The sequence below is a fragment of the Actinomyces sp. oral taxon 175 str. F0384 genome (genome assembly GCF_000223355.1).
Lineage (GTDB): Bacteria > Actinomycetota > Actinomycetes > Actinomycetales > Actinomycetaceae > Actinomyces > Actinomyces oris.
The window spans coordinates 1,108,154-1,132,641 of the sequence record NZ_AFUR01000001.1; the positions used below are offsets into that span (position 1 = coordinate 1,108,154).

Consider the following 24,488-nt stretch of genomic DNA (forward strand, 5'->3'; position numbering starts at 1 on the left):
TGGTCTCATTGTCCCCGTGCTGCACGTCATCTTCTTTGAGCCGCGCATCCCGGGCAACACCGGGGCGGCGATCCGCCTGAGCGCCAACACCGGCTCCATGCTCCACCTCGTGGACCCCCTGTTCGACATGGACGACGCCAAGCTGCGCCGCGCCGGCCTGGACTACCACGACCTGGCCAACACGCGCGTCCACGCCACCTGGCAGGAGTGCCTCGAGCAGATCCCCGGACGCATCTTCGCCTTCACCTCCCACACCGAGCGCCTCTACACCCAGGTCGACTGGCGCGGCGACGACGCCCTCCTCTTCGGCCCCGAGCCCACCGGCCTGCCCCAGGAGATCCTCGACCACCCGCGGGTGAGCGGCCACCTGCGCATCCCCATGGTGGAGGGCAACCGCTCCCTCAACCTGGCCAACTCCGCCGCCATCGGCCTGTACGAGGCCTGGCGGTCCCTGGACTTCGCCGGAGGAGCCTGAGCCCCCGCTGCAGGCTCCTTCTCAGAGCATGCCGGCGGGGCGGATCGCCAGATCCTCCACCACCGCGTCCATCGGTGTGTTGACGGCCAGGCGCACGGCCGCCGCCACCGACTGCGGCGCCATATGGTCCGCAGCCCGGTAGGCGGGAGTGGCCATGATCCCCTCGGTGCGCAGGCGTGCCGCGTTGAAGGCGTGCAGACGCTCCTGCATGGGGGTGTCCACCCGGCCCGGATAGATCGAGGTGACCCGCACCTTGCCGGCCTCCTCCTGGCGCAGCGTGTCAGCCAGGGACTTCAGCCCCGCCTTGGAGGCGGAGTAGAGGGCGTTGCCCGACCGAGGACTCACTCCGGCGCCGGAGTTGATGAACACCGTCAGCCCGCGGGCCTCCCGCAGCGCCGGCAGCAGCAGGCTCGTCAGATACGCCGTCGCCACCAGGTTGAGGTTGAGGACGGCCCGCCAACGCGTGGGCGTGATCTTGTCAATAGCACCGGGCGCCTCCATGCCGGCGCTGTGCACCAGCACGTCGAGGCTCTCGATGTCGATCCGGCTGACCAGCCTGGCCAGGGCCGTGTCGTCGGTCAGGTCGACCGGGCAGATGAGAACCGCCGTCTGGGACTCCTCCTCCAGCGCGAGCGCCAGCTCCTCCAGATCATTGACGGAGCGGGCCAGCAGGATGAGGTTGTGGTCCCGGGCGAGGTCTCTGGCCACGGCCAGTCCGATCCCGGAGGTCGCCCCGGTGATGAGGGCGATGGGGCGGCGCTGGTGGCGGCCGGAACCGGCGCGCGTGAAACCGTGGGCGGGGGTGAAGGGGACGGACTCCCCCTGACGACGACGCCGGCCCGCCTTGGAGGACGAGGCGTCGACCTGGGCGATCTGCGGGCTCACTGGCCGTCCTTGAGGAAGGCGGTGGCCCCGGGCTCCCCGGGCACGGAGTAGGTGGCGGTGAGCGTGGCCCGAGCGATGCAGTGCGGCGCCAGGGTGAAGGCCGCCATGGCGGGACTGGCGTCGTCATCCAGGCCCAGCGTGTCCACGTCCAGGGCGGAGACGGTGAAGACGTAGCGGTGGTCGCCGTCGCCCGCCGGCGGGTAGGGACCGAACCAGGCGTGGTCGCCGGAGTCCCCGGCCAGGTGGAAGGCGGCGCCGTCGAGCTGAAGGTCGCTGGCCCCCGCACCCCGCTCCAGCGAGGTGACCGAGGCGTCCAGATCCACGATGGTCCAGTGCCACCAGCCCGACATGGTCGGAGCGTCCGGGTCGAAGCAGGACACGACGAAGGACTGCGTCTGCTCGGGGAAGCCCGACCAGCTCAGGGCCGGGGAGACGTTGTCATGGATGCCGGTGAAGATGTCCGGGACCCGCCCCTGCTCGGTCAGGTCCGCGGAGGTCAGGGTGAAGGAGGGGACTGAGGGCAGAAAGCCGGTAGGGGCCGGCGGGCGGGGGCGAGTGAGGTCGGCTGTCATAGGTGTACCTCCAGGCAGGTGACGGGTAGGGAAGGTGGCCTTCCATGAGGGCACGGCCCCAACTGTAGACGCCCCTGCGCAGACCCGTCCCTGTGGATCTCCTGTGGGGGGGCTCCCTGGGCTCGTCGCACCCTGAGACCCCCTTGTTGCCTACGCCCCCGATTGATGTCACAGCACAGCGCTATCCTGAAACCCACCTATCGAACATACGTACAGAGAGGGGGTGTCATGAGAGTCTCGACCACGCGCGCGCCAGCGGAGGCTCAGAACCGCCTCGACCGGGCCCGCCTCGCCCTGAGGCTGGCCGAGGAACGCACCGGACTGCGCGACTCAGCAGCCCTGACGGTGCAGCGCGCCCTGTCCTCGGCATCAACCAGCGCCCTGCTGAGTGCATCAGCCGACTCGCCTCAGGCTGCATCCCCCGCACCCCTCACAATCCCCGCGGCGCTCTCGGCCTGGCAGGACTCCGGCGTCCTCACCCTCCACGGATCCACCACCCTCCTCCTGGCCGCCCTCGCCCTGCGCCAGGGCGCCACCGGCTGGTGCGGCGTCATCGGGGGAGACGAGCTGGGCTGGTGCACAGCCACCGAGGTCGGCCTCGACCTCAACCGGGTCCTCACCGTTCCAGCCCTCCTCCTCGACGACGCCTCGACCCTGACAGTCACCTCCACGCTGCTCGACGGCGTCGACACCCTCCTCATCGGCGCCACCATCGCCGAAGGCCTGCGCCCCCAGCACCGCAGACGCCTGCTGTCCCGAGCACGTGAACGCGGCCACCTCATCCTGACCCCCGCCCGCTGGGAAGGCGCCCGCATCCTCCAAGCCGACCCCCTGGCCCCCGACACCGGAACCAGGAACACGCCTCCCGCCCAGGCCTCGGCGGAGGCCCCCGCAGAGCCCTCCGCCGACGGCGTCGTCATCCCCATCGGGCGAGGAGCCTCACCCGCCCCAGTGCGAGCCGTCGAGATGCCGGCCGGATACCTGCGACGCCTCACCTGGACCCTGGCCGACCCGCAGCGCCCACGGCTCGCCGCCACCGAAGAGCTCACGCTCTCACTGTCCACCGAAGGGCTGCGCACAGGCTCCCGCAACGCCCTCGACACCGCCGACCCGACCTCCCGCCCGCAGGAGGTGGCCGGATGAACCCGCCACAACCGCCCTCGCCGCCCGGCCCACCCGCCTCCAGATTCGTGGCCATCTGGGTCCCCGACTGGCCCGTCGTCGCCCTCACCATGGAGGCCCGCCAGCAGCATCGACACCCCCGAGCGCGCCAAGGAGCCCCCCACCTGCCGGACCCGGCCACCGAACCCGTCGCCGTCGTCGGCGCTCGCGGAGTCCTCGCCGCCTCAGCCCCGGCCCGCCGCGCCGGCATCACCACCGGCATGCGACTGCGCACCGCCCGCTCCCTGTGTCCCGAGCTCACCGTCCTGCCTCCCCAGGAGGAACGCCAGGCCCGCGCCTTCGAAACCGTCATGGAGGCCCTCACCTCCCTCCTGGCGGACCCCATGGTGGCCCGTCCCGGACTGGCCCTGTCCCACGTCAGAGGTCCCGCCGCCTGGATCGGTGGGGAAGAACTCCTCGCCTCAGCACTCGTGGAGACCGTCACCCAGGAGGTCGACGTCGAGTGCCAGGTCGGTATCGCCGACTCCCTGCCCGGAGCCGTCCTGGCCGCCCGCCAAGGAATCATCGTCGAACCGGGACGAACCCCGGAGTTCCTCGCCCCCTGGCCCCTGGACGCACTCCTGACCTGCCTGCCCCTCAGCCGCCTGCGGCGCGACGCCCGCCCCCTGCTGGAGAGCTTCTCCCGACTCGGCCTGCGCACCTTGGCGGACCTGGCGGCCCTGCCCAGAAAAGACGTCACCGCCCGCTTCGGCCCTCTGGGGAGCAGGCTCCACCGCCTGGCCGCCGGCACCCACCACGAGGTCCCTGCCATGCCCCGGCCGGCCCAGGACATCACCGTCACCTCCGACCTCGACCCTCCCGTCGAACGCGCCGACACCGCAGCCTTCGCCGCCCGCCACCTCGCCGAGAACCTGGCGGCGCGCCTGTTGTCCGCAGGCCTTTCCGTCGGACGCCTCTGCGTTGCTGCCCGCTGCGAGGACGGCACCGACCTGGCCCGAAGCTGGATGCTGGAGGACGCCCCCACTCCCGCCGAGCTCACCGACCGCGTGCGCTGGCAGCTCGAGGGGTGGCTCTCCGGACGCTCTGGGCGCCCACCCTCCTCCGGCTTGACCCACCTGAGCCTGACCGCCCTCGAGCTGAGCCCCGCCGCGACCTCCCAGACAGGACTGTGGCAAGCGCCGGGCCGCCAGGCCCAGTCGCGAGCCCGCCACGCCGCCGAACGCGCGGAGTCACTCCTGGGGGCCGGAAGCATCCAGATTCCCCGGGTTGTTCCCGGGCGCGACCCGCGCTCGCGGGTTCGCCTCATCCCCTGGGGTGAGAGCGAAGGCGTAGGGGAGTCCACGGATGATGAGACGGCGCCCTGGAACGGTGCTCTGCCCAAGCCCTCACCCTCCATCGTCCTGCCCCGACCGGTTCCCGCGCGCCTCACCGACATTGAGGGGAGAGAGCTCGGTGTCGACATCCACGGTCAGCTCGACGGTGTCCCCGGCTTCCTCAGTGTCGACGACGGCGTGGATGGCGTTGATGAGGGTGCCGTGGGGACTGGGTCCCAGATGGAGGCCGTGCTCCTGTGGGCCGGACCCTGGCCGGTCGACGAGGGGTGGTGGACCTCCCAGGGGCCTTCGCGACGCGCCTACCTCCAGGTGGTCACCGACGTCGGGCCGCCCCGACTGCTGGTGCGATCAGGCCGGTGGTGGCTCGATGCCCTCTACTCCTGAGGAGCTGTCCGATGGCGTGGCCGCAAGGGATGGGGGCTGGCGCTGTCGTCCCTTCAGCCACAGGAGCGCCAGCGTCACCAGGCACAGCCAGGCCAGCCCCAGGGACCAGCCGGCCAGTACATCGGTCATCCAGTGGTAGCCCAGGTAGACGCGGGATGCCCCCACCAGCAGGGTCGCCCCCGCTGCCGCCATGATCGCCAAGATCCGGTACAGGGTCACGGCAGTGGATGTCAGAACCATTCCTGCCAGCAGGCCGGCGAAGACGGCCGTGTTGAAGGAGTGCCCCGAGGGGAAGGAAGTGGTCGAGGCGGGGGCGCCTAGAAGGGTGTCGGTCGAGGGACGTGCACGCCTGAAGATCTCTTTGAGCGCCACCGTCAGCAGGCTGGAGCCGATCATCGTGAGGCTCAGGACCAGTGCGCGCACGTGGTGGCCCCTCATGAAGAGGAGGACGGCACAGATCGTGGTCAGGATCGTCAGCCCCACGGTGGAACCCAGGGTGGTGAACACCTGCATGATGACGGTCAAGGCAGGGTGACGCTCATCCACGGCCCAGGTGGTGACGCTCTGGTCATGAGGCGCCAGCCCCGTCCCGGAGCTCGTGGTCAGAGCCAGCCAGGTGAACAGCGACAGCGTGATGACGGCGGTCGCGGCCAACGTGCCGGCCTGCCTGGTGCGCCAGGTGTGAGGCAGGTGGTCGAGTGAGAGCATGAGGGGGAGGTTATCCGGGCTGGTCTGGATGAGGCTATGCGTGCGCCATGGAGTGGCTGAGCGGCGTCGTCACGTCTTGCCCGTGCCCGGGGCGCTCGGCGGGTAGCATCCGGCCCGAGTGATTCGATCCGGCTCAGGAGGACCCGCGTGGCCAAGCTCTACTTCCGCTACGGCGCCATGAACTCCGGTAAGTCCACGGGGCTGCTCCAGACCGCCTACAACTACGAGGAGCGCGATCAGCGCGTCCTGCTCCTCAAGGCGGTGGTCGACACCAAGGGTGAGGACTCAGTGGTCTCCCGGCTCGGGGTGTCGCGCCGCGTCGACCTCCTCGTCGACGCCGACGACGACCTGCGCGCCCTGGTGCACCGGCGGGCCCTGAGCGGTGCGCGGCCCGTCCGCGACGAGGACGGCGTCCCGCGAGAGGCGGTGACCTTGCGTGAGGTTCTTGACTGTGTGCTCATCGACGAGGCTCAGTTCCTCACGGCCCTTCAGGTGGACCAGCTCATGGAGATCGCGCTGATCGACGACGTGCCCGTCCTGGCCTACGGGATCCGCACCGACTTCCGCACAGTCAGCTTTCCCGGGTCGCGCAGGCTGCTGGAGATCGCCCACTCCTTGGAGGAGCTCAAGACCATCTGCCGCTGCGGGCGCAAGGCCATATTCAATGCCCGCAAGGTGGGGGAGTCCTTCGTCTTCGACGGCGATCAGGTGGCCATCGACTCCGGGGACGTCACGTACGAGTCGTTGTGCGGCCAGTGCTACCTCGCCACAGGTGGGAGGCTTCCCGACCGGTGAGTCTCGCTCCGGGACTGAGCTTGTGTTGGCGGGGGTACAAGGCTGACCGAGGGTGATGGGGAGCGAGGAGGCGGCCTTCGTTCCGAGATGATCCTTGTATTCTGGGTATTACAAGCATTATCGTGAAACTGTGAATGTCTCCTACGCACTCATCGCAGACATCATCCGCTCGCGCGAGCTCCCTGATCGCAGGCGTGCTCAGCGCGTCATTCAAGAGACTCTGGAGCGGGCCGCTGAAGGTCTGGCGCTGACGCAGCGTCCGTACGCCACGGTCGGCGACGAGCTGCAGGCAGTCTCGGCGACCCTCGCCGACGCTCTCGCTCTCACCATGCGTACACACCTTCTTCTGCCTGATGGGTTGGGCCTGCGCTTCGGAATCGGAGTCGGAGCGATCTCCGAGATTGAGGGGTCGGCGGGAAGCGGTGCAGGCGGTGCGCCAGGGCGTCCGATCCAGGACGGCTCGGCATGGTGGGCCGCACGCGAAGCCATCGAGAAGGCTCATCATCTCCAGGATGCGGGGAGGTCCTTCATTCGCACCTGGCTGCGCATCCACTCGGATGTGGTCGGCGGATCCGGAGGGGAGCGGAGTGAGCGTGAGGGGGTCGTCAACTCCGTCCTCATTCTGCGCGACCAGACGATATTCCGCTTTCAGCCCCGTCAGCGCCGCATTATGGCTGGACTCCTCATGGGAGTGACCCAGATTGAGATCGCCCGTCAGGAGAAGGTGAGTCAGCAAGCCGTCTCTGAATTCGCTCGCAGTGCCGGTTCCTCCTTGCTGGAGGTTCAAAAGCTTCTCGACGGGTTGAGTGGGGGAGGTGAAGGAGAGTGACGGCCCTTCTTGTTCTTCTGTTTTCCGTCGCTTCCGTGGTTGGTGGCTCCGGCCGGGTGAGTGAGGGATTGTCTCGGAGGTCCGCCAGGGTGAGACTTCTGGTGGGAGTGTCTGCAGTCGTTGCTCTTGGCGTCCTGGTCGGGTGGCCCGTTCTTCATCTGGGGGCAGGAGGCGTCGTCGTCAGCATCCTGGTCGCTACTGCATGGATGTGCTGCGGCATGGTCTCACGGGCCTGGTGGGAGAAGTCATTGAGGGTCCGTCAGCGGGAGCAGGCGGGGCGGGGTGCCTCCGAGAACGGTACGGATCGGCTGGAACCGCTCATTCGCCTTGCCTGCGCGAGTCTGTTGCTCCTCGCTGTGGCGCTCTGCGTCGTCGCGTCGCAGCCGCTTGGGTCTCGGGCTGCCAAGATGAGCGCCGTCGTCGGAGTCGTTGTCCTCCTGACTGTTCCCGCCAATCGAGTCGTCGCCGACATTCTCGCTGTTGCGCGCCAGTCCTCACAGGGGAGTGGGGAGGTGGTTGCTGCTGCTCGCCGGCCTTCGCTGGAGAGTGGGGGGCAGGATGAGCCGGGGAGCTCGATGCGCGGTGGTCGCTGGATCGGTCCGCTTGAGCGAATCCTTATTCTCCTGCTCGCCTCCGTTGAGGCGCCCGCTGCTATTGCCGCGATTGTTGCCGCCAAGGGTGTGATCCGATTTCCTGAGATCAGTCAGGACAAAGCGGGGCAGAAGGCTGAGGAGTTCCTCATCGGCTCCTTCGCCTCCTGGATCCTGGCGGTCCTGGGCGTCGTCGTCATTCACCTCGCCTGAGTCACGTCGGGGAGGGGGTGGGGTTGGGTGAGCGGGTTCGGGTAGATGGGGTCGGGTCGGCCTGAGCCGGCTCGCTCGGACCGAGCACCCTAAACCGGATCGCCCGAGCCGAGCGCCTCGAACCCGCATCCCTGAACTGGTCCGCCCGCACCTGCTCACTCGAACCAGCTCTCCCGACCCCATATCCCCGCACCCAGCCCTCCCGAACCTGTGTCCGTGAACTAGGCCGCCCGGACCGGAGTTCCCGGACCGGCTTACCCAAACCGGTTGGCCGGTTCGGGTGGGCTGGTTTGGGGTGTGGGTGTGAGTCCTGACTGCGAGGACTGTCCCGTCTTCGCGAACCCTCGGCCAGGCAGGTCGGCGTCCTGGGTTTTCGTTGCTGTGCCGGTGATTCTGGGTGGCTGCTTCAGCGTGCGGGTGGTGGAGAATCAGGCTATACTGTACATATGTTCGAAGGTAGTGTGCTTCCTCGTGTCCCGGCCGGCGGTGCGGCCGGGGCGCTGGGCGCGCCCGTCGGAGACGTGGCGTCGGAGGCTGTGTCCTGCGCTGAGGACGTGGCGGGGCTGCTGGGATCCTTGACCGCGGGCGGAGCGCTGGCCGGTGTGGTGGAGGGGCTGCTGGCCCGACTGCTGGTGTCCGCCCAGAACCACAACAACGACGACAGCGACGGCGATGGCGACAGCGGCAGCGGTGGTGAGGGCTCTGATGCTGAGAGCGCCGGCAGTGCTGATGGTGAGGGCTTGTTCGCTGGTGAGTTGGATGCTGACGCGGCGTTGGTGGCTGCCGTTGAGGGACACAGGGTCGTGTCCGTGGAGGAGGTCGGTGCTACTGGGCTGCTTGGCCTGGGGGCACGGGGTCTGGGGGAGCTGGCGGTGGCCTGCCACCGTCTGGCGGCCTGGGCCACCTGGGGTGAGGCTCTGGCGGCGGCGTGCCTGACCGCTTGTGGTGAGCTGTCGACCCATCCCGGCCAGTGGGGGCCGGACGGTCAGGTCTCGGAGGTGGTGGGTTACGGGGAGCGCAGGTTCAACGCCACCTGCCTGCTCTCAGCCCGCCTGGGCGTCTCGCGGAGCCGGGCCGGCCAGATCATCGATCACGGCAGCGCCCTGATGAACATGGGTTTCGGTCCCACTGAGGCCATGGAGCGGTGCGGGGTGCTGGATGCAGCCAAGGCGTCGCTGGTGACTCGCCGCCTGGGAGATGTGCCGACTCCGGTGGCGCTGGCGGTTCAGGAGCGGGTGCTGCCTCAGGCGCCCAGGCGCAGCGTGTCCCAGGTGGGACGCGACATTGAGCGGGCCCTGATGGAGACAGACCCCACCGGGCATGCCGAGCGCGTCCGGGTCAACCAGGAGCGTCGGTGCGTGTCGCGCCCCCGGCCCGCCGGTGAAGGCATGTCCCAGGTCCGCCTGCTGCTGCCGACCATGGACGCGCTGCTGCTGGACGCGACCCTGAACGCGATCGCCGCCAGCGCGCGGGCCTGCGGTGAGCAGCGCACCCCGGCCCAGCTGCGGGCCGACGCGCTGGGCGCGATGACCCTGTCCACACTACGCACCAGCCAACAGACCGCCTTCGCCCAGCCTTCCCCGAAGGAAGCCGAGCATGGTGGCCAGGCCCAGGGGGAGGTTAATGGTTCCGGGGCGGCTGTCCCGGCACGGTTGCTGCCTGACGGGGTGCCCCTGGAAGGGCTCCTGGGGGCCTTGAGCTCCCTGGTGGGGTCCGCCAGCCCGTGGTGGACTCCCTCAGGCACCGGCCACCTCCCCCTCCCCAAGAACGTCCATGTCGATGTCCGGGTCACCGTCCCTCTGAACAGCCTGGTTGGTCTGGCTCCACCCGACGACGGCCCCACCGGCAGCGGTGACCCCGAGGGCGGCGAGTGCTTCAAGGAGCCCCGCAACCTGAAGTCCAGCGGAGCCCCTCCAGGTCAGATCGCCACCATCACATCCGAGGCCTGCAACGATGCAGCGTCCCTGAACAGCAGAAGAGGTCTGCCCGCCACTGGTGGGTGGAGTCTGCCCAGTTCCAGCAGGAGGAGTCTGCCCGCCGTAGCCGGGGTCGCTGAGGTGCGCATCGGGGCGCGCAGCGCGGCGGTGCCGGCCCTGACTGCCTGGGCCCTGGCCGCAGGCGGGACCTGGAGGCGCCTGATCACCGACCCCGTGGGCGGCACCGTCGTGGACGTGGACCGCACCCGCTACCGTCCCCCGGCCGGTCTGGCCGACCTGGTACGCGCCCGCGACCGGGCCTGCGTCTTCCCCACCTGCCAGACCCCCGCCGAACGGTGCGACATCGACCACCTCACCGCCTGGAGCCAGGGCGGGACCACCAGCCTGGACAACCTCACCACCCTGTGCGAGGCCCACCACCGCCTCAAGCACACCCCCGGATGGGCACTCACCCGAAACAACACCAGCGGGACCCTGTCCTGGCACACCCCCGACAAGACCGTCTACCAGCGCCACCCAGACGGCACCATCACCCGCCTGCCCAAGCGGGTCGGGCCACGTCAGCGCTACGTCCCCGGCGCCGTCGTCCCAGCCGACCTGAGCCAGCAGATCAGCCCCGAGATCATCAACCGCCTCAACCAGGCCCTTGACAGAGCACTCGATAACCACACCGGTCCCGGCACCACCACCAACACCAGCCGCAGCGGCAGTGCCTGCCTCGAGACCCGCGGCCCCCAACCCGGCCAGAAAGCCGGAGCCTACGAACCCGTCCCCTACCCCAAAGCCACCCACACCCTCGGACTCGCACCCCTCATCGACGAGGCCCCACCCTTCTGAACCATCAGGTGCCACAGAAAGACATGACCAGTCGACACCGCTATGCCGAGCTCCACGCCCACTCCGCCTACTCCTTCCTCGACGGGGCCAACGAGCCCGACGACCTGGCCTCGGCCGCCGTCGAGCTCGGTCTGGAGGCCCTCGCCCTGACCGATCACGACGGCGTGCCCGGCATCGTCAAGCACGCCCAAGCAGGCCGCGCCCACGGCCTACCCACCATTCACGGCACCGAGCTCACCCTGGCCGACGGCTCCCACCTGCCCGTCCTGGCTCGCAACCCCACCGGCTACCGCCGCCTGGTGTCCGCCATCTCCCGGCACAACCTGGACGCAGGGCACCGTCAAGAACCGGCCCACGACCTGCCTACACTCGCCTCGGCTCTCCGCTCCGACCCCACCGGCCAGACCGAGGCAGCGGTGGGGACCTGCCTCGTCCTCACCGGTACCGCCAACGGCCCCCTGCGTCGGGCCCTGGGGGATCCACGTCGCCCCGACACCTGGGACCTGAAGGCGGCAGACACCTGCCTGGGACACCTGACCGAGCTCTTCGCCGCGCCTGACCGAGGCCGTCCCTCCGGTGCCGGCCCCACGACCGCCGCTCACCGGCAGGTTGAAGGAGATGCCGCAATCGGCCTGGCCGTTGAGCTCACCCTGGACGGAGGTCCCACTGACGCCGCCCTCACCGACGCCCTGACCCGGCTGGCCCACGCCCACCGACTGCCCCTCGTGGCCACCGGTGCAGTGCGCTGCGCCCGCCCGGCCGACGCCCGCCTCGCCGACGTGCTCACCTCCACCCGCCTGGTTACCGACCTGGAGGGCGCCCGCGGTCACCTGCCTGCCATCGGCCGCTGGCTTCGAGGAGCCCAGGACATGGCGCTGCTCCACCGACGCCGCACCGACGCCGTCGACCTGGCCGCTGAGCTCGCCGCAGACCTCGCCTTCGACCTGTCCCTCATCGCCCCCGACCTCCCCAACGCCGATGTCCCGGAGGGCCACACACCTGCCAGCTGGTTGCGTGAGCTCACCCGCCAAGGCGCTACCCGCCGCTACGGCACCCCGCAGGAGCACCCCCGAGCCTGGGAGGTGCTCAACCACGAGCTCGAGGTCATCGAGTCCCTGGGATTCCCCGGCTACTTCCTCATCGTGCACGCCATCGTCGAGTTCTGCGCGCAGTCGGGAATCCTGTGCCAGGGGAGAGGGTCGGCGGCCAACTCCGCAGTCTGCTACGCCCTGGGCATCACAGCCGTCGACGCCGTCAGGCACCAGATGCTCTTCGAGCGCTTCCTGTCCCCGGGGCGAGCCGGCTACCCGGACATCGACCTCGACATCGAGGCCTGCCGCCGCGAGGAGGTCATCCAACACGTCTACTCCCGCTACGGCAGAGAACGTGCCGCCCAGGTCGCCAACGTCATCTCCTACCGCCCCCGATCCGCAGTCCGTGACGCCGCCCGAGCCCTCGGCCACCCCGCCGGAGTGCAGGACGCCTGGGCCAAGCAGATGGAGCGGTGGACCTCAGTGCGCCCCGGAGGACTGACCGGGCAGAACGACGAGGTCCCCGAGCCGGTCCTCGACATCGCGGAGAAGCTGCTGAGACTGCCCCGCCACCTGGGGGTCCACCCCGGAGGCATGGTCCTGTGCGGCCGCCCCGTCACTGAGGTCTGCCCGGTGCGCTGGGCCGCTATGGACAACCGCTCGGTCCTCCAATGGGACAAGGACGACTGCGCCGAGGCCGGCCTGGTCAAGTTCGACCTTCTAGGCCTGGGAGCGCTCACCGCCCTGCGCCTGGCCTTCACCACTCTGGCCGAGCGCGGCCAGGCCGTTCCCGACGTCGTGACGGAAGGAGAACTGCGCAGCGCCCAGACCGGCCGTCCCTGGGGACTGCACACCCTGCCCGAAGAGGACCCGGCCGTCTACCGACTGCTCACGGCCGCGGACACGGTCGGAGTCTTCCAGGTCGAGTCGCGTGCCCAGATGGCCACCCTGCCCCGACTCCGGCCTCAGGAGTTTTACGACATCGTCGTCGAGGTCGCCCTCATCCGCCCCGGCCCCATCCAGGGCGACGCCGTCAACCCCTACATCCGCCGCAGGCTGGGGCGCGAGGAGGTCACCTACCTGCACGACTCCCTCAAACCCGCCCTGACCAAGACCCTGGGAGTGCCGCTCTTCCAGGAGCAGCTCATGCAGATCGCCGTCGACGCCGCAGGCTTCAGCCCCGCCGAGGCCGACAGCCTGCGTCAGGCCATGGGAGCCAAACGATCCATCGAGCGCATGGACGCCCTCCGTGACAAGCTCATAGCCGGAATGAGGTCCCGGGGTATTGACGCGCCCACAGCGGAGACGATCTACAGCAAGCTGAGGTCGTTCGCCGAGTTCGGTTTCCCCGAGTCCCACGCCTTCTCCTTCGCCTACCTGGTCTACGCCTCAGCCTGGCTCAAGGCGCGCAAGCCCGAGGACTTCTACGCCGGGGTCCTGGCAGCCCAGCCCATGGGCTTCTGGTCCCCGCAGTCACTGGTCGCTGACGCTCGCCGCCACGGTGTGCGCGTCCTGCCCGCGGACGTCAACCGCTCACTGGCGCAGGCCACCGTCGAGCAGCGGGAGGACCACCAGGACGCCGGCCCATCAGACCAGTGGGAGCCGCTGAGGCCCCATCCCGCTGCCCCGTCCTCCCTGGACATCCACGATGATCTCGCAGTGCGCCTGGGCCTGGCCCCGATCAAGGGGCTGGGGGAGCGGGCCGCGCAGGCCATCGTCACCGAGCGCTGTGCTCACGGCCCCTACCGGGACCTGGCCGATCTTGCACGACGCGTGAGTCTGAGCCGCTCCCGCCTTGAGTCACTGGCCGTCTCAGGAGCCCTGGACAGTCTAGGCGTGGAGCGCCGTCAGGCCCTGTGGGCTGCCGGAGTCCTCTCCGATGAGCACGGCCGACGTCGTGGCGCCTCCCGCCAGCAGGGGCCGGAAGTGTGGTGCCAGCCCACGCTTCCGGGAACCGCCGTCGGCTCCCAGGCCCCAACCTTGCCGACCATGACCGACCGCGAGCGCCAGGCCGCCGACCTGAGCCTGACCGGAGTGTCCACGCAGGGCTCGCCCCTGAGGCTGCTGCGCCCCTCACTGACCGCCGACGGCGTGCTCAGCGCAGCCGACCTGGCAGATCAGGAGCATGGGAGCCGGGTGCGCGTCGCCGGCGTCGTCACCCACCGGCAGCGCCCCCACACTGCTTCCGGCATGATCTTCCTCAACCTGGAGGATGAGACCGGTCTGCTCAACGTCGCCTGCCGAGCCGGTATGTGGCGCCGCTACCGGAGCATCGGCAGACGCGCCGTCGCTCTCATCGTGCGCGGCACCGTGGAGAAGGGCGACGGAGTCGTCGCGCTCATGGCCGATCGTCTCCAGGTCCTTCCCGGTGTCCCGGGCACCGGCAGCCGGGACTGGTGCTGACAGCGGCGCCCCTCACTCCTTGCGGGAGGAGTAGGCGGGCAGCTCGCCAGTGACCGGGGCGTCCTTGGTGTGCAGCTCGGAGTAGACGGACCAGAGCACGCTGATGAGCGGGACCGCGACGATCGCGCCGAGCAGGCCGGCGGCGTAGGTCCCCAAGGCGACACCGATGATGACCACCACAGGGTGCAGAGAGACCTGGCGACCCATGATGAGGGGCTGGAGGATGTGCCCCTCGATCTGGCCGATCCCGGCCACTCCCACGCCGACAACGATCATGGTGACGAAGCCGCCGGAGGCCAGGGCCACCACCATGGCCACGAGCATCGCCAGAGGTGCGCCGATGATCGGGATGAAGGCGCCAATGAACACGAGCACCGCCAGGGGTGCTGCCAACGGGATCCCCACCAGCTGGAGGAAGATCCCGGCCATGATGGCGTCGGTGAGCGCCACCAGCACAGTGCCGCGGGCGTACCCGGCGAAGGTGTACCAGCCGGCGCCCGCAGCCCGGTGGGTCGACTCCCGCATCGTGGCAGGCAGCTCGTTGAGGAACCAGCGCCACATCCTGCCCCCGGAGGCCAGGAAGAAGATCGTGACGAACAGTGCCAGGGCCAGGACCGTGAGCACATCAACGACCGCACTGGCGTTGGACAGCAGCTCCGAGGCCAGGGACGGGGCATTGGACTGCAGATAGTGCTGCCCCTGGCGCAGCCAGAGCTGGAGCTGGTGATAGATCTGCTGCTGCGTCAGGTGCAGCGGCCCATTCTCCAGGAAGTCCATGATGGTGTTGAGGCCATCGCCGAACTGGGACGCCAGGGAGCTCCACTGGCTGGTGACCGAGGTGACCACGTACGTGACCAGTCCGGCGATCGCACCGATGGTGGTGAGCAGTGCCAGGAAGGTTGCCGGGTAGCGGGGCATGATCTTGGCGAAGAGGTTGACCATCGGCTGGAGGATCGAGGTGAACACCAATGCCATGAACAGGCCGATGAAGACCGGGATCACCTGAGAGGTGGCGTAGAAGATCAGGCCGATGACAATGATGATGCCCAGTCCCAGCCAGGCCCCCATGCCACCCCGCACCAGCCAGGCGGGCAGGGAGTCCATGACCGAGGAACGGGTCGTGACCGTCTCGGGGAAGGAGACCGAGGGAGCCACACGCACATGAGTGGTGGACACCGGGGGAGCGGCCGGTCTGCTCTCCGCCTCCTCCGGGGCCGACTCCCAGTGCAGCTGGTAGTCGCGGTCCGCCTGCCTGCGCCTCTCCGCCCAGTCGATCCCCCGGTCCAGCGCCGTACGGGCGCTCTTGAGCCGGCTCAGCAAGCCACTGCTGCTGAGGGTCTCTCGGGCGGACTTCTTCCCCGAGCCGGGTCCCTGAACCGTCTGGTGGGAGTCGGAGGTCTGGGAGGACTCGGGAACCTCGGGCGGCGCGTCCTGTGTCGGCTCCTGTGACGGAGAGCTGTTGGTTGCCATGGGGTGAACGATCAGTCCTTCGCTGGATAACGGGCTGACGAAACACGCCCAGCCTACTAGCGTGGCCTCATGACCGCCCCGAATGTCCGCAATCCGACGCGCCCCGCCGTGACGAACCAGCTGCGTCTGCCCCGCACCGCCGCGCTAGGGCCAGGACGGGGAGGACAGCAGAGGCTCCTCATCGACGCCCCGGCCGGAGCTGCGGAGATCTACCTCCACGGCGCCACTGTGACCTCCTGGGTGCCGCGTGGCGGCTCAGAGGTCATCTTCACCTCCCGGCAGGCGGTCTTCGACGGCGCTACCGCCATCCGTGGAGGAATCCCCCTGTGCCTGCCGGAGTTCGGGGTCGGCATCAACGGTGACGCCGTACCGAAGCACGGGTGGGCCCGTATCGCCCCCTGGCGGCTGCTGACAGTCACCAGCACCGACGGCGGCGGTGTCCGCGCTCTTCTCAGCGTCAGTCGCGACCGCCTGACAGCGCTCTACGAGGTCGAGGTCGGTCAGACGCTGCGCCTGGGACTCAGCCTGCGCAACGAGGGCAGTGAGCCCCGCACGGTGGAGGCGGCCGCGCACACCTATCTCTCAGTCCACGACGTCACCGCCAGCCGCATCAGCGGGCTCGCAGGCGCCCCTTACAACGACAACCTGGCTCGCAGCCCGCAGGAGGCCCACCACGTCCAGGAGGGCGATGTGACGATCCATGGCCCCGTGGACCGCATCTATGACTCCGCCGAGCCGATTACCGTCACTGATCCCGGGCATCAGCGCACCATCGGCATCGACAAGCGCAACGCGCCCTCGACGATCGTGTGGAACCCCTGGTCCACGTACAGCGCGCCACTACCGGACATGGCCGATGACGAGTTCCCTGCGATGGTGTGCGTTGAAAGCGGGGCGGTACGAGAGCACGCGCCCACCATCGCCCCCGGGGCAAGCTGGTCCATGCAGGTGACCGTGAGTGTCGAGAGCACCGCAGTGTGATGGGAAGCACTTGAACGTGGCTTGGTGGCCTCGGTGGCCGCCATGCTAAGTTTCTCTGCGTCGCCAGGACGAGGGCCTGGCCAGACCGCTGAAAGGCGGAGGAGACAACACAAGTCCGAGTGGCGGAATAGGTAGACGCGCTAGCTTGAGGTGCTAGTGCCTTATTAAACGGGCGTGGGGGTTCAAGTCCCCCCTCGGACACCACCAACAGATGATCCCCGGGACCGGAAGGTTCCGGGGATCATTGTCTTGTCCCTCGGGAGGTTTCGCTCATCCCCACTCGGGACGGTAGAGGTCAGGTCGGGAACGCATGCAGCACATGATGAGCGGAACGATCCCCAGCCCAATGAAGTAGAAAAGCAGGAACAGCTCTGACTTTCCGGTGTCATGGAGACGGCGGGCCGTCACTGCGAGTGCCGGAATAATCATCGCGAGAATGTAGAGCAAGAATGCGCCACAGGTGATTATCAACGCCGGAGGTGTTTTACCGGAGTGCACGAATGATTCCGGAATCATGATGATAACTATTATCGCATAGAAGGCAGAGGGGATAACTATCTGAAACAGTAGAAATGGCCACCAGAACTCCGACTGGGAGGCGTATCCGCGGAACTGGGCGTAGCGCTGGAAGAAGCGCTTGACGGCCTCTCCCAAGCGCACGCGAGGAAGGGGGGCGACGTCGGGAGCTAATGACATGGGGCCGAACTGGTTGGGGTCACCATATGGTGCCTGGCCGCCGTCGGGTGCGGGACCGGTTCCGTAGGACATGAATCCTCCATGTAAGGCGGGGAGAGGAGCGGTGGGTACCGTCATGGCTGAGAATACCCGGGTTGATGTGCTTTCTGGTGCCAGGTCGGCGCGCGAGCGACAGCCTAAGGGCAGAGGGGAGGGCTCGTCACCTCGGTTCCTTCCCACTGCGGTGGGGAGCACGCCCTATACCGTGTCACAGGGCCGCGGAATACCAGCGAAATGCCAGTCCCAAAACCCCAGCCGACCAAACTGTCATAAGCCGGGTGGGGTTCATGTCCCCCTCGGGCGTCACCAATGCGATGATCCCCGGAACCAGAAGGTTCCGGGGACCATGCGTCGTCCCTCAGGGAGATTCGTTCAGCTCCACTCGGGACGGTAGAGATCGGGGCGGGACTCCAAGCAGTAGAAGACCAGGAGCACTATTGAGGCGCCGGGAATGAAAGCGATGAGCAACCAGAGCCCCGACTTTCCAGTGTCGTGCAGGCGCCGTACCGCGATGGCCAGGCCCGGGATGAATATGGCTATCGCATAGGCGAAGTAGAGAAGCATGACGACGATCATCCCAATGCCGGTACCGGTCCCGACATCGTCTGAAGAGCCATCCGTCGCCGCGCCAAGACCAACGACCATGAACAACAGGAAGTAGAGGCCAAGTCCGACGAGACCGTTGAAGAGCGCAACCCACCAGAACTCGGAGCGGGACGCATAGCCTCGGAACTGGGCGTAGCGCTGGAAGAAGCGCTTGACGGCCTCACCGAAGCTTGCTCCAGGCAGCGGGGCGATGTCGGGTGTCAGAGGCGGCGGGCCGAACTGTCCGAACTGGCTGGGGGCGCCGTAGGGAGTGGGGCTGCCGGGATAGGGTGCGGGACCGCCGTATGGCGCCTGGTCGCCATAGGGTGCGGGGCCGGTTCCGTAGGACATGAATCCTCCATGTAAGACGGGGCAGAGAGTAACGGGTGCCGTCATGGTTGAGAGCACCCGGACTGATGCGCTTTCTGGTGTCAGATCGGCGTACGAGTCACAGCCTAAGGGCAGAGGGGAGGGCTCGTCACCTCGATTCCCTCCCGCTGCGGTGGGGAGTACTCCCTATACCGGGCCACGGAACACCCATGTCGGTAGAGTGAGCCCTCATGCACTCCGCCACTTCACTGAGCACCCCTCCAGGGACACGGTGCAGTCCCGTGCTCATGCGTGCACGCGCCGGGGTCTGTCTGGTGTTCCTGGCCAATGGCCTGGGATTCGCCAACCTGGTTCCGCGTTTCCCAGAGATCGTGGCGGGGCTGGGGCTGAGCAAGAGCGACTTCGGGCAGGCTGTGGCAGCAGCCAGCGTCGGTGCTCTGGTGGCGGGGTTGGCCGCGTCATGGCTCATTTCCCGCCTGACCTCGGCCAAGGTCGCCAGCCTGGGCATGCTCGTGGTGGCCCTGGCGCTCCTCGGAGCGGGGCTGGCCCGTTCGTGGCTCGTCCTGGCGGTCTGCCTGCTGGTTGTGGGCGGGACGGACTCCATTGTCGATGTCGCGCAGAACGCTCACGGGCTACGGGTCCAGCGCCGTTGGGGCGCCTCAATCGTGACGAGCTTCCACGCCTCGTGGTCGCTGGGGGCTGTCCTGGGGGCAGCCATGGGTCAGGCCATGGCCGGAGCCGGAGTGGGGCTGGGAACCCACATGGTGCTGACGGCGGTGGTGTTGCTCGTCCTCTCGGTAGGCCCTCTGCTCGCAGGCTGGTTCCTCCCCGGCCATGATCGTGATCATCGCACCCCCGATCAGAACAAGGAGCTCGACGACGCCCCCGAGATGAGGCCGGCGACATCGCCTTGGCGAGTCCGACCGGTCACGATCCTCGTGCTTCTCGTCGTCGGGCTACTATGCGCGGCCTCGATGTTCCCCGAAGACGTGGCCATGAACTGGTCCTCCCTGCTCCTGTCCGAACAGGGCGCCGGTGCCGGTCACGTCGGGCTGGGGCTGGTGGCCCTTCAAGGAACGATGATCGTGGGGCGCCTGGTGGGCGACCGCATCATCGACGCTGTCGGTCAGCGGGCCGTGATCGCCTGGGGCGGAGCACTGGTCACCCTCGGAATGAGTATCGCCCTCCTGGCCTCCTCCGTACCCGGGACACTGCTGGGGATGGCGATCTCCGGGGCTGGGTGCGCCGTCGCCGTCCCCGTGACCTACTCCGCCGCCGACGACGTTGAAGGGCTTCCTCCTGGGCTGGGACTGACCATCGTGTCCTGGCTGGCCCGTCTGGCGGGTCTCCTGGCGCCGCCGGTTGTCGGCCGGCTCGCTGACGTTCACGGACTGTGGGTGGCTCTGGCCTATGGCCTACTGGGTGGCCTCATCATGGTCTCCTGCTGGCCGGTCCTGCGCCGCAGGCCTGCGCAGACTCAGCGGCCGGGCTGACGCGAGGGCTCAGACCAGTCCTGCCTGATGGCGCAGCTCGCTGTCCTTCTTCCGAGTCCAGAGTCTGCCGATCGCGACGGTGGCGAGTGCCGCAGCGATAGCGACGAGTGCAAGGACCGAGTTCCATATCAGTGCGTGAGTGTGAGCATCCTGCGAGGAGGAGCCGGCCGAGAACGCAGTCTGATTCAGCATCACGGAGGCGAAGATGGAGAGAACAGCCACAACGAGCTCAACCAGGAACACGATCGCAGCAAGGTTCCAGTAGCGCTCGCGCCGGCGCGCATCGCACCACGCGGGCAAGGAGGCGGTGTCGATATCCGCCCAGCTGAGCTCCTGGGGCTCTTCTCCTCCGGGCATCATGCGGGGATACGAGACGAGGAGCCGGTCGCACTGCTTGGAGGTGTGGGAGAGGAGCGCGCCGAAAATGCTGACGCCGAAGAGCAAGGGAATGAGCGTAAGCTGCCCGGCGGCGATGAACAGCAGGAAGATCAGAACCCCCACGGTCAGGAAGACTGAGGCGAAGATGGTCATGCCGACCAGGGCGCGCCGGCCCTGTCTGACGCGCTTGGCGATGTCGTAGGCATCCGGCCACGGGGGACCCATGCGCCCGTCACGAGTGACGCCACGCGCGAGGGACTCTCCGTTCGGGTGAGTGATGAGATCACGGCGCAGACCCGCCTCAATGTCCAGGGGGCGCGACGAGCCGGGCTCCTGTCCTGCCAGCTGGGTCAGGGTCTGACGCAACAGCCCCCACTGCTCCTCGGCCACGAACCTCGGAGTGCGCAGGGCCCATGCGGTACGAGCGCAGACAACTGCGAGGATGATCGCTACGAGAATGAAGAAACCGGGGAAGACTGTCAAGAGCTTCTGCAAACCGGCGAAAGGACCTCCTGGAGGCGCGCTTGAGGTACTTTGAAAGGAGGGGATGACGATAAAGTACAGACCGAATCCCGCTATTCCCAGTAAGAAGACAGTCTGCAGCAGTCGCAGCAGCGCATCTCGGCTGAGCTGAACGGTCAGCGCCGCCGTGCCCGGGTTGTAGGCGGCGATGGCGTGGTCGACGGCTTGACGAACCTGCTGCTCGCTCACAGCGCTTGCAGGAACAGTGAGCCGTTCCTTGACGAGTGGCGCTGATGTCGGGGATCCCAGGCCGGACTCGAAGCTCGGAATGTCATGGTGCTCCACGTAGCCGCGACGAGGTGAGTCGTAACTGCTGCGTGTCTGAATACTCTCCACACGGGCGGGGACCCGCTGCTCGACCGTGATGACATCGCCGCGTCTGCGTACTCGCACCGAGGGCAGCATCCAGCGGGGGATGGCGGGACCGTGGCGTCGGCTCTCAGGCGTGGGGGCGGTAGTCACTCAGGCTCTTCTCGTTAGGGGACATCACCCTCGAGCATAGGCCCATGAAATGACCCCGGCGAGGAATTCGAGCGGATCATCACGAGTGGGGCGAGGTAGAGGCGTTAGCATCGGCCTCCATGGACTCCTTTGAGATGACCGTTGCTGCTGACGGCGACCTGCCCGCACTGGTCCTGTCGGTCCCCACCGGAGACGACCTCGACCGCATCACCGACATCTGTCAGGACGCGGACATCCAGGAGTGGACCTTCGTCCCCCGCAACTACCAGCGCAGCGACGCCGAGTTCTTCGTCGAGCAGGTCGTGGCCAAGGGCTGGAGTGAGGGGCGCGAGCTCACCTGGGCGGTTCGCGAAGCAGGCGCCGGTGCCTGTCCGCACCTGGTGGGCATGCTCGGCATCACCCTGAGCGGCCCCGAGGGTGCTCGGACCGGCGAGGTCGGCTACTGGCTCGCTGCTGCGGCGCGTGGGCGCGGAACCATGACTCGCGCCGTCGCGGCCCTTATCGATATGGCCTTCGACCCGAAGGGCCCCCTGGGTCTGTCCGCTCTGCGGTGGCGCTGCGACATCCATGAGACGAGCCACGGCCCCGTGCCCAACTGGGCCTCCTGGAAGGTGGCTTGGTCCCTCGGCTTCCAACGGGAAGGGCAAGTGCGCCGCTTCCTGCCCAACGATGGTCGGCTCCATGATGGCTGGATCGCCACCCTGCTGCCCGACGACCCGCGCGAGCCGCGAGCTCCCTGGGACGGCCCCGTTGAGGCAGACGGCGTGCTTCCCCTCGTGGCTCACGACGGCGTCGGAGAGAGGGAGGGTGACGACCCCGAGGCTCTGGTGCGCCGCTTCCACCACGTCTACGGACTTCCCGTCCAGACCGACGGGGCCAGCCTCGAGCGCGAGAGCCTCGACATGCGCATGAGTCTCATCGCCGAGGAGTTCTCCGAGCTCGTCGGCGCCGTCTACGGGCAGGCCGCACGCGCCGAGATCGAGTCGAGCTACCGTCGCGCCGTGGCCGCCGACGACGGTACTCGCGACACCGTCGAGACCGCCGACGCCCTGGCGGACCTCATCTACGTCATCTACGGCATGGCCCTGGAGACCGGGATCGACCTGGCATCCGTGCTCGCCGAGGTGCAGCGTTCCAACATGTCCAAGCTGGGTGCCGACGGTAAGCCGGTCTACCGCGAGGACGGCAAGGTCCTCAAGGGGCCGGACTACTTCCCTCCGAATGTGGAGGCTGTGCTGCGCCGTCGCCGCCTGCGCTGAGAGGAGCCCTGCGACGCGGCCATAACTATACTGTGCGTGTAGTACAGTTCTGGCCGTGACTCGTACTCCTGGACTTCGTGCCTGGGCGGCCCTGGCCGTCCTGACCCTGGCCGTGACCCTGCTGGCCATCGACTCCACGGTGCTGGCTCTGGCCATCCCCTCGCTGAGTGCGGACCTGAGTCCAACGGCCAGCCAGCTGCTGTGGATCGGTGACATCTACTCCTTCACCCTGGCGGGTCTGCTGGTGACCATGGGCAATGTCGCCGACCGCATCGGTCGGCGACGCCTCCTGCTCATCGGGACTTTCGGCTTCGGAACGGCCAGCATCATGGCGGCCTTCGCTCCCAGCGCGGGAGCCCTTATCGCCGCCCGAGCCCTGTTGGGCGTCGGCGGTGCCACGATCATGCCCTCCACCCTCTCCCTCATCCGCAACATCTTCCCCGACGCCCGCCACCGCACCACCGCCATTGCGATCTGGTCCGCCGGCAGCTCGGGTGGCACCGCCCTGGGGCCCCTGGTGGGCGGAGTCCTGCTCGAGCGCTTCTGGTGGGGCAGCGTCTTCCTCATCAATGTCCCGGTCATGGCGGCCGTCATCGTCACGGGCCTGTGGCTCCTGCCGGAGTCCAAGAACGCTCAGGGAGCCCCGGTGGACCTGGCCTCCGCGGTCCTGTCGGTCCTGGCCATCGTGCCGATCACCTACGCCGTCAAGTCCTTCGCGCACGACGGCCTCACCGTCGTTGCGATCGCGGCACTGGTGGGCGGTTTGGCTGCCGGCTGGCTGTTCATCAGGCGTCAGCGCACGCTGGCCACGCCGCTGATCGACGTCGAGCTCTTCCGGCGCCCCGCATTCACCTGGGCCATCGCGGCCACCGTCCTGGCGATCTTCGCGTTGGCCGGCCTGCTGTACTTCTTCTCCCAGTACCTCCAGCTCGTCCGGGGCTACTCCACACTCCGAGCCGGCTTGACTGAGCTGCCCGCATCGTTGGCCTCCATCGTTGTGGTCGCGGTCGTCGCCGCGGTGGTGCGCCGGCTCGGCAACGGTCGGGCGCTCGGAAGCGGCCTGCTGGTGGCCGCGGTGGGGCTGGTCGTGGTCGCGCTGGGGGAGTCCTACGGCGGGATCGTGGTCATCGGCGTCGGCCTGCTCGTCATCGGCGCAGGTATCGGCCTGGCCTTCACAGTCTCCACCGGCGCGGTCCTGGGGGCGGTGCCGGCGGACCGGGCAGGAGCGGCCTCGGCCATCTCCGAGACCGGTCTCGAGCTGGGCGTCGCCCTGGGGATCGCGGTGCTCGGCACGATTCAGGACGTCGGCTACCGGCTGCTGCTCGGACCCGCCCCCTCCGGTCTTCCGCAGCGGGTGGCCGAGGCCGCCGATCAGTCCCTGGCCACCCTGGCGGGCGCCATCGACCCGAGCGACCCCGGGCAGGCCGAGCTGATGGTCCAGGCCCGGGAGGCATTCACCCGCGCCATGCAGGCCACGGCCGTTATCGCCGCCGTCATCCTCCTGGGTGCGGGCGTCATGGCCGCCCGCCATGTTCCGGCCACGAGCGAGACGAGTGAGGAGTCCGCATGAGAACCTCGAAACGGGACCGCATCATCACCGGGGCGCTCGAGCTCGCCCACCGAGACGGCTTTGATGCCCTCACCTTCGACGCCCTGGCCGAGCACGTCGGACTGACTCGAGGCGGTGTCATCTACCACTTCCGCACCAAGACCGAGCTCTTGGAGGGGATCGCTGTGGCCTTCCAGGAACGGTGGCGGGCCGAGGCGCTGGAAGCACTGGGCAAGCCCCTGGAGGAGGCGAACCGCACCGAGCGGATCGAGGCCCTGGTGCGCTCCGTCCTCGATGGCGAGATCCTCCCCGGAGAGGTCAGCTTCATACTCTCGTCCACGCCGCAGGCCGAGACGATCAAGAACGCCTGGGACATGCTGCGTGACGAGTGGATCGGCGAGGTGGACGAGCTCAGCGCGATGCAGCGCGTGGCGCTGCTGGCCGTGGACGGATGGTGGGCGAACCGCGCTGTCGACAGCCGTAGCCGCAATCCCGATGAGCCTGCCATCGCTGACCTCATCGTGTCCCTGGTGGCGGGAAACCCGCCCGACGAGAGGCTCTGCAAGCCCTCCAATAAGGACCAATGACCCACGAATGTCTGCAGGTTGT

The 24,488-nt window shown here is 68.2% G+C and carries 20 protein-coding genes and 1 tRNA gene; 14 read left to right on the forward strand and 7 right to left on the reverse strand.

Going from position 1 to position 24,488, the window contains the following annotated elements; all coding sequences use genetic code 11:
• The first annotated feature begins 16 nt into the window (after window positions 1–16).
• Window positions 17–475, forward strand: a complete 459-nt coding sequence (locus HMPREF9058_RS04640; RefSeq protein WP_009406073.1) for a tRNA (cytidine(34)-2'-O)-methyltransferase — start codon at window positions 17–19, stop codon at window positions 473–475.
• Window positions 476–496: 21 nt separating this feature from the next.
• Here HMPREF9058_RS04640 and HMPREF9058_RS04645 read toward each other — a convergent pair whose 3' ends face one another.
• Window positions 497–1,360: an SDR family oxidoreductase gene (locus HMPREF9058_RS04645; RefSeq protein ID WP_004565013.1), complete on the reverse strand. Its 864-nt coding sequence runs from the start codon at window positions 1,358–1,360 to the stop codon at window positions 497–499.
• Window positions 1,357–1,932 (reverse strand): YbhB/YbcL family Raf kinase inhibitor-like protein, encoded by a 576-nt coding sequence (locus HMPREF9058_RS04650; protein ID WP_009405804.1) that lies wholly within the window; start codon window positions 1,930–1,932, stop codon window positions 1,357–1,359. The genes HMPREF9058_RS04645 and HMPREF9058_RS04650 overlap by 4 nt, the downstream gene beginning before the upstream one ends.
• Before the next feature lie 228 nt (window positions 1,933–2,160).
• Here HMPREF9058_RS04650 and HMPREF9058_RS04655 point away from each other — a divergent pair, with 228 nt between their 5' ends.
• Both HMPREF9058_RS04655 and HMPREF9058_RS04660 read left to right on the forward strand, forming a co-directional pair.
• On the forward strand, window positions 2,161–3,075 hold the full coding sequence (locus tag HMPREF9058_RS04655) for a hypothetical protein (protein ID WP_009747500.1): 915 nt from the start codon (window positions 2,161–2,163) through the stop codon (window positions 3,073–3,075).
• On the forward strand, window positions 3,072–4,772 hold the full coding sequence (locus HMPREF9058_RS04660; RefSeq protein ID WP_009747624.1) for a DNA polymerase Y family protein: 1,701 nt from the start codon (window positions 3,072–3,074) through the stop codon (window positions 4,770–4,772). Before HMPREF9058_RS04655 ends, HMPREF9058_RS04660 begins: the two co-directional genes overlap by 4 nt.
• Here HMPREF9058_RS04660 and HMPREF9058_RS04665 read toward each other — a convergent pair.
• Window positions 4,737–5,480: a phosphatase PAP2 family protein gene (locus HMPREF9058_RS04665; protein WP_009406012.1), complete on the reverse strand. Its 744-nt coding sequence runs from the start codon at window positions 5,478–5,480 to the stop codon at window positions 4,737–4,739. The two genes, HMPREF9058_RS04660 and HMPREF9058_RS04665, sit on opposite strands and share 36 nt — an antisense overlap.
• Before the next feature lie 147 nt (window positions 5,481–5,627).
• On the opposite strand from HMPREF9058_RS04665, the gene HMPREF9058_RS04670 reads away from it, so the two are divergent.
• The 5 genes from HMPREF9058_RS04670 (at window position 5,628) to HMPREF9058_RS04690 (ending at window position 14,115) form a co-directional block, all read left to right on the forward strand.
• Window positions 5,628–6,275: a thymidine kinase gene (locus tag HMPREF9058_RS04670; RefSeq protein WP_009406127.1), complete on the forward strand. Its 648-nt coding sequence runs from the start codon at window positions 5,628–5,630 to the stop codon at window positions 6,273–6,275.
• 130 nt (window positions 6,276–6,405) lie between these two features.
• Entirely contained in the window at window positions 6,406–7,104 is a 699-nt protein-coding gene (locus tag HMPREF9058_RS04675) for a SatD family protein (protein ID WP_009405588.1), read from the forward strand.
• A 407-nt stretch (window positions 7,105–7,511) separates the two neighbouring features.
• Window positions 7,512–7,907, forward strand: coding sequence for a hypothetical protein (locus tag HMPREF9058_RS13995; protein ID WP_341463219.1), 396 nt, complete (start codon window positions 7,512–7,514; stop codon window positions 7,905–7,907).
• Window positions 7,908–8,353: 446 nt separating this feature from the next.
• The gene (locus tag HMPREF9058_RS04685) at window positions 8,354–10,681 is read left to right on the forward strand and encodes an HNH endonuclease signature motif containing protein (protein ID WP_050797990.1); all 2,328 of its coding nucleotides are present in this window, start codon (window positions 8,354–8,356) and stop codon (window positions 10,679–10,681) included.
• Window positions 10,682–10,704: 23 nt separating this feature from the next.
• The gene (locus HMPREF9058_RS04690) at window positions 10,705–14,115 is read left to right on the forward strand and encodes an error-prone DNA polymerase (protein ID WP_050797991.1); all 3,411 of its coding nucleotides are present in this window, start codon (window positions 10,705–10,707) and stop codon (window positions 14,113–14,115) included.
• 12 nt (window positions 14,116–14,127) lie between these two features.
• Here HMPREF9058_RS04690 and HMPREF9058_RS04695 read toward each other — a convergent pair whose 3' ends face one another.
• Window positions 14,128–15,585: an AI-2E family transporter gene (locus tag HMPREF9058_RS04695; protein ID WP_009406196.1), complete on the reverse strand. Its 1,458-nt coding sequence runs from the start codon at window positions 15,583–15,585 to the stop codon at window positions 14,128–14,130.
• A 69-nt stretch (window positions 15,586–15,654) separates the two neighbouring features.
• On the opposite strand from HMPREF9058_RS04695, the gene HMPREF9058_RS04700 reads away from it, so the two are divergent.
• Together HMPREF9058_RS04700 and HMPREF9058_RS04705 are read left to right on the forward strand one after the other, a co-directional pair.
• Window positions 15,655–16,566 carry a D-hexose-6-phosphate mutarotase gene (locus HMPREF9058_RS04700; protein ID WP_050797992.1) on the forward strand — a complete coding sequence of 304 codons (912 nt, stop codon included), beginning with the start codon at window positions 15,655–15,657 and terminating at the stop codon, window positions 16,564–16,566.
• Window positions 16,567–16,679: 113 nt separating this feature from the next.
• A tRNA-Leu gene (locus tag HMPREF9058_RS04705) sits at window positions 16,680–16,770 on the forward strand.
• Window positions 16,771–16,836: 66 nt separating this feature from the next.
• Here HMPREF9058_RS04705 and HMPREF9058_RS04710 read toward each other — a convergent pair.
• Entirely contained in the window at window positions 16,837–17,334 is a 498-nt protein-coding gene (locus HMPREF9058_RS04710; RefSeq protein WP_009406123.1) for a DUF805 domain-containing protein, read from the reverse strand.
• 339 nt (window positions 17,335–17,673) lie between these two features.
• Window positions 17,674–18,237, reverse strand: coding sequence for a DUF805 domain-containing protein (locus HMPREF9058_RS04715; protein ID WP_009747557.1), 564 nt, complete (start codon window positions 18,235–18,237; stop codon window positions 17,674–17,676).
• 266 nt (window positions 18,238–18,503) lie between these two features.
• On the opposite strand from HMPREF9058_RS04715, the gene HMPREF9058_RS04720 reads away from it, so the two are divergent.
• The gene (locus HMPREF9058_RS04720; protein WP_254654059.1) at window positions 18,504–19,709 is read left to right on the forward strand and encodes an MFS transporter; all 1,206 of its coding nucleotides are present in this window, start codon (window positions 18,504–18,506) and stop codon (window positions 19,707–19,709) included.
• Between the two features lie 9 nt (window positions 19,710–19,718).
• On the opposite strand, the gene HMPREF9058_RS04725 is transcribed toward HMPREF9058_RS04720, so the two are convergent.
• Window positions 19,719–21,071 (reverse strand): hypothetical protein, encoded by a 1,353-nt coding sequence (locus HMPREF9058_RS04725; protein WP_009406399.1) that lies wholly within the window; start codon window positions 21,069–21,071, stop codon window positions 19,719–19,721.
• 119 nt (window positions 21,072–21,190) lie between these two features.
• Here HMPREF9058_RS04725 and HMPREF9058_RS04730 point away from each other — a divergent pair, with 119 nt between their 5' ends.
• Genes HMPREF9058_RS04730 through HMPREF9058_RS04740 form a run of 3 tightly spaced genes read left to right on the forward strand, consistent with a single transcriptional unit; the run spans window position 21,191 to window position 24,466 of the window.
• Window positions 21,191–22,330 (forward strand): bifunctional GNAT family N-acetyltransferase/nucleoside triphosphate pyrophosphohydrolase family protein, encoded by a 1,140-nt coding sequence (locus tag HMPREF9058_RS04730; RefSeq protein WP_043537639.1) that lies wholly within the window; start codon window positions 21,191–21,193, stop codon window positions 22,328–22,330.
• Between the two features lie 55 nt (window positions 22,331–22,385).
• On the forward strand, window positions 22,386–23,900 hold the full coding sequence (locus HMPREF9058_RS04735) for an MFS transporter (protein ID WP_009406498.1): 1,515 nt from the start codon (window positions 22,386–22,388) through the stop codon (window positions 23,898–23,900).
• The gene (locus HMPREF9058_RS04740; RefSeq protein ID WP_009405629.1) at window positions 23,897–24,466 is read left to right on the forward strand and encodes a TetR/AcrR family transcriptional regulator; all 570 of its coding nucleotides are present in this window, start codon (window positions 23,897–23,899) and stop codon (window positions 24,464–24,466) included. The genes HMPREF9058_RS04735 and HMPREF9058_RS04740 overlap by 4 nt, the downstream gene beginning before the upstream one ends.
• Window positions 24,467–24,488 lie beyond the last annotated feature (22 nt).

What these genes read in the sequence shown, in the direction of transcription:
- HMPREF9058_RS04685 (WP_050797990.1), top strand. Translation starts at nt 8,354, where the DNA reads ATGTTCGAAGGTAGTGTGCTTCCTCGTGTCCCGGCCGGCGGTGCGGCC.
- HMPREF9058_RS04650 (WP_009405804.1), bottom strand. Translation starts at nt 1,932, where the DNA reads ATGACAGCCGACCTCACTCGCCCCCGCCCGCCGGCCCCTACCGGCTTT.
- HMPREF9058_RS04660 (WP_009747624.1), top strand. Translation starts at nt 3,072, where the DNA reads ATGAACCCGCCACAACCGCCCTCGCCGCCCGGCCCACCCGCCTCCAGA.
- HMPREF9058_RS04720 (WP_254654059.1), top strand. Translation starts at nt 18,504, where the DNA reads ATGCGTGCACGCGCCGGGGTCTGTCTGGTGTTCCTGGCCAATGGCCTG.
- HMPREF9058_RS04710 (WP_009406123.1), bottom strand. Translation starts at nt 17,334, where the DNA reads ATGTCCTACGGAACCGGTCCCGCACCCGACGGCGGCCAGGCACCATAT.
- HMPREF9058_RS04700 (WP_050797992.1), top strand. Translation starts at nt 15,655, where the DNA reads ATGACCGCCCCGAATGTCCGCAATCCGACGCGCCCCGCCGTGACGAAC.
- HMPREF9058_RS04740 (WP_009405629.1), top strand. Translation starts at nt 23,897, where the DNA reads ATGAGAACCTCGAAACGGGACCGCATCATCACCGGGGCGCTCGAGCTC.
- HMPREF9058_RS04690 (WP_050797991.1), top strand. Translation starts at nt 10,705, where the DNA reads ATGACCAGTCGACACCGCTATGCCGAGCTCCACGCCCACTCCGCCTAC.
- HMPREF9058_RS13995 (WP_341463219.1), top strand. Translation starts at nt 7,512, where the DNA reads ATGAGCGCCGTCGTCGGAGTCGTTGTCCTCCTGACTGTTCCCGCCAAT.
- HMPREF9058_RS04665 (WP_009406012.1), bottom strand. Translation starts at nt 5,480, where the DNA reads ATGCTCTCACTCGACCACCTGCCTCACACCTGGCGCACCAGGCAGGCC.
- HMPREF9058_RS04730 (WP_043537639.1), top strand. Translation starts at nt 21,191, where the DNA reads ATGGACTCCTTTGAGATGACCGTTGCTGCTGACGGCGACCTGCCCGCA.
- HMPREF9058_RS04715 (WP_009747557.1), bottom strand. Translation starts at nt 18,237, where the DNA reads ATGTCCTACGGAACCGGCCCCGCACCCTATGGCGACCAGGCGCCATAC.
- HMPREF9058_RS04655 (WP_009747500.1), top strand. Translation starts at nt 2,161, where the DNA reads ATGAGAGTCTCGACCACGCGCGCGCCAGCGGAGGCTCAGAACCGCCTC.
- HMPREF9058_RS04695 (WP_009406196.1), bottom strand. Translation starts at nt 15,585, where the DNA reads ATGGCAACCAACAGCTCTCCGTCACAGGAGCCGACACAGGACGCGCCG.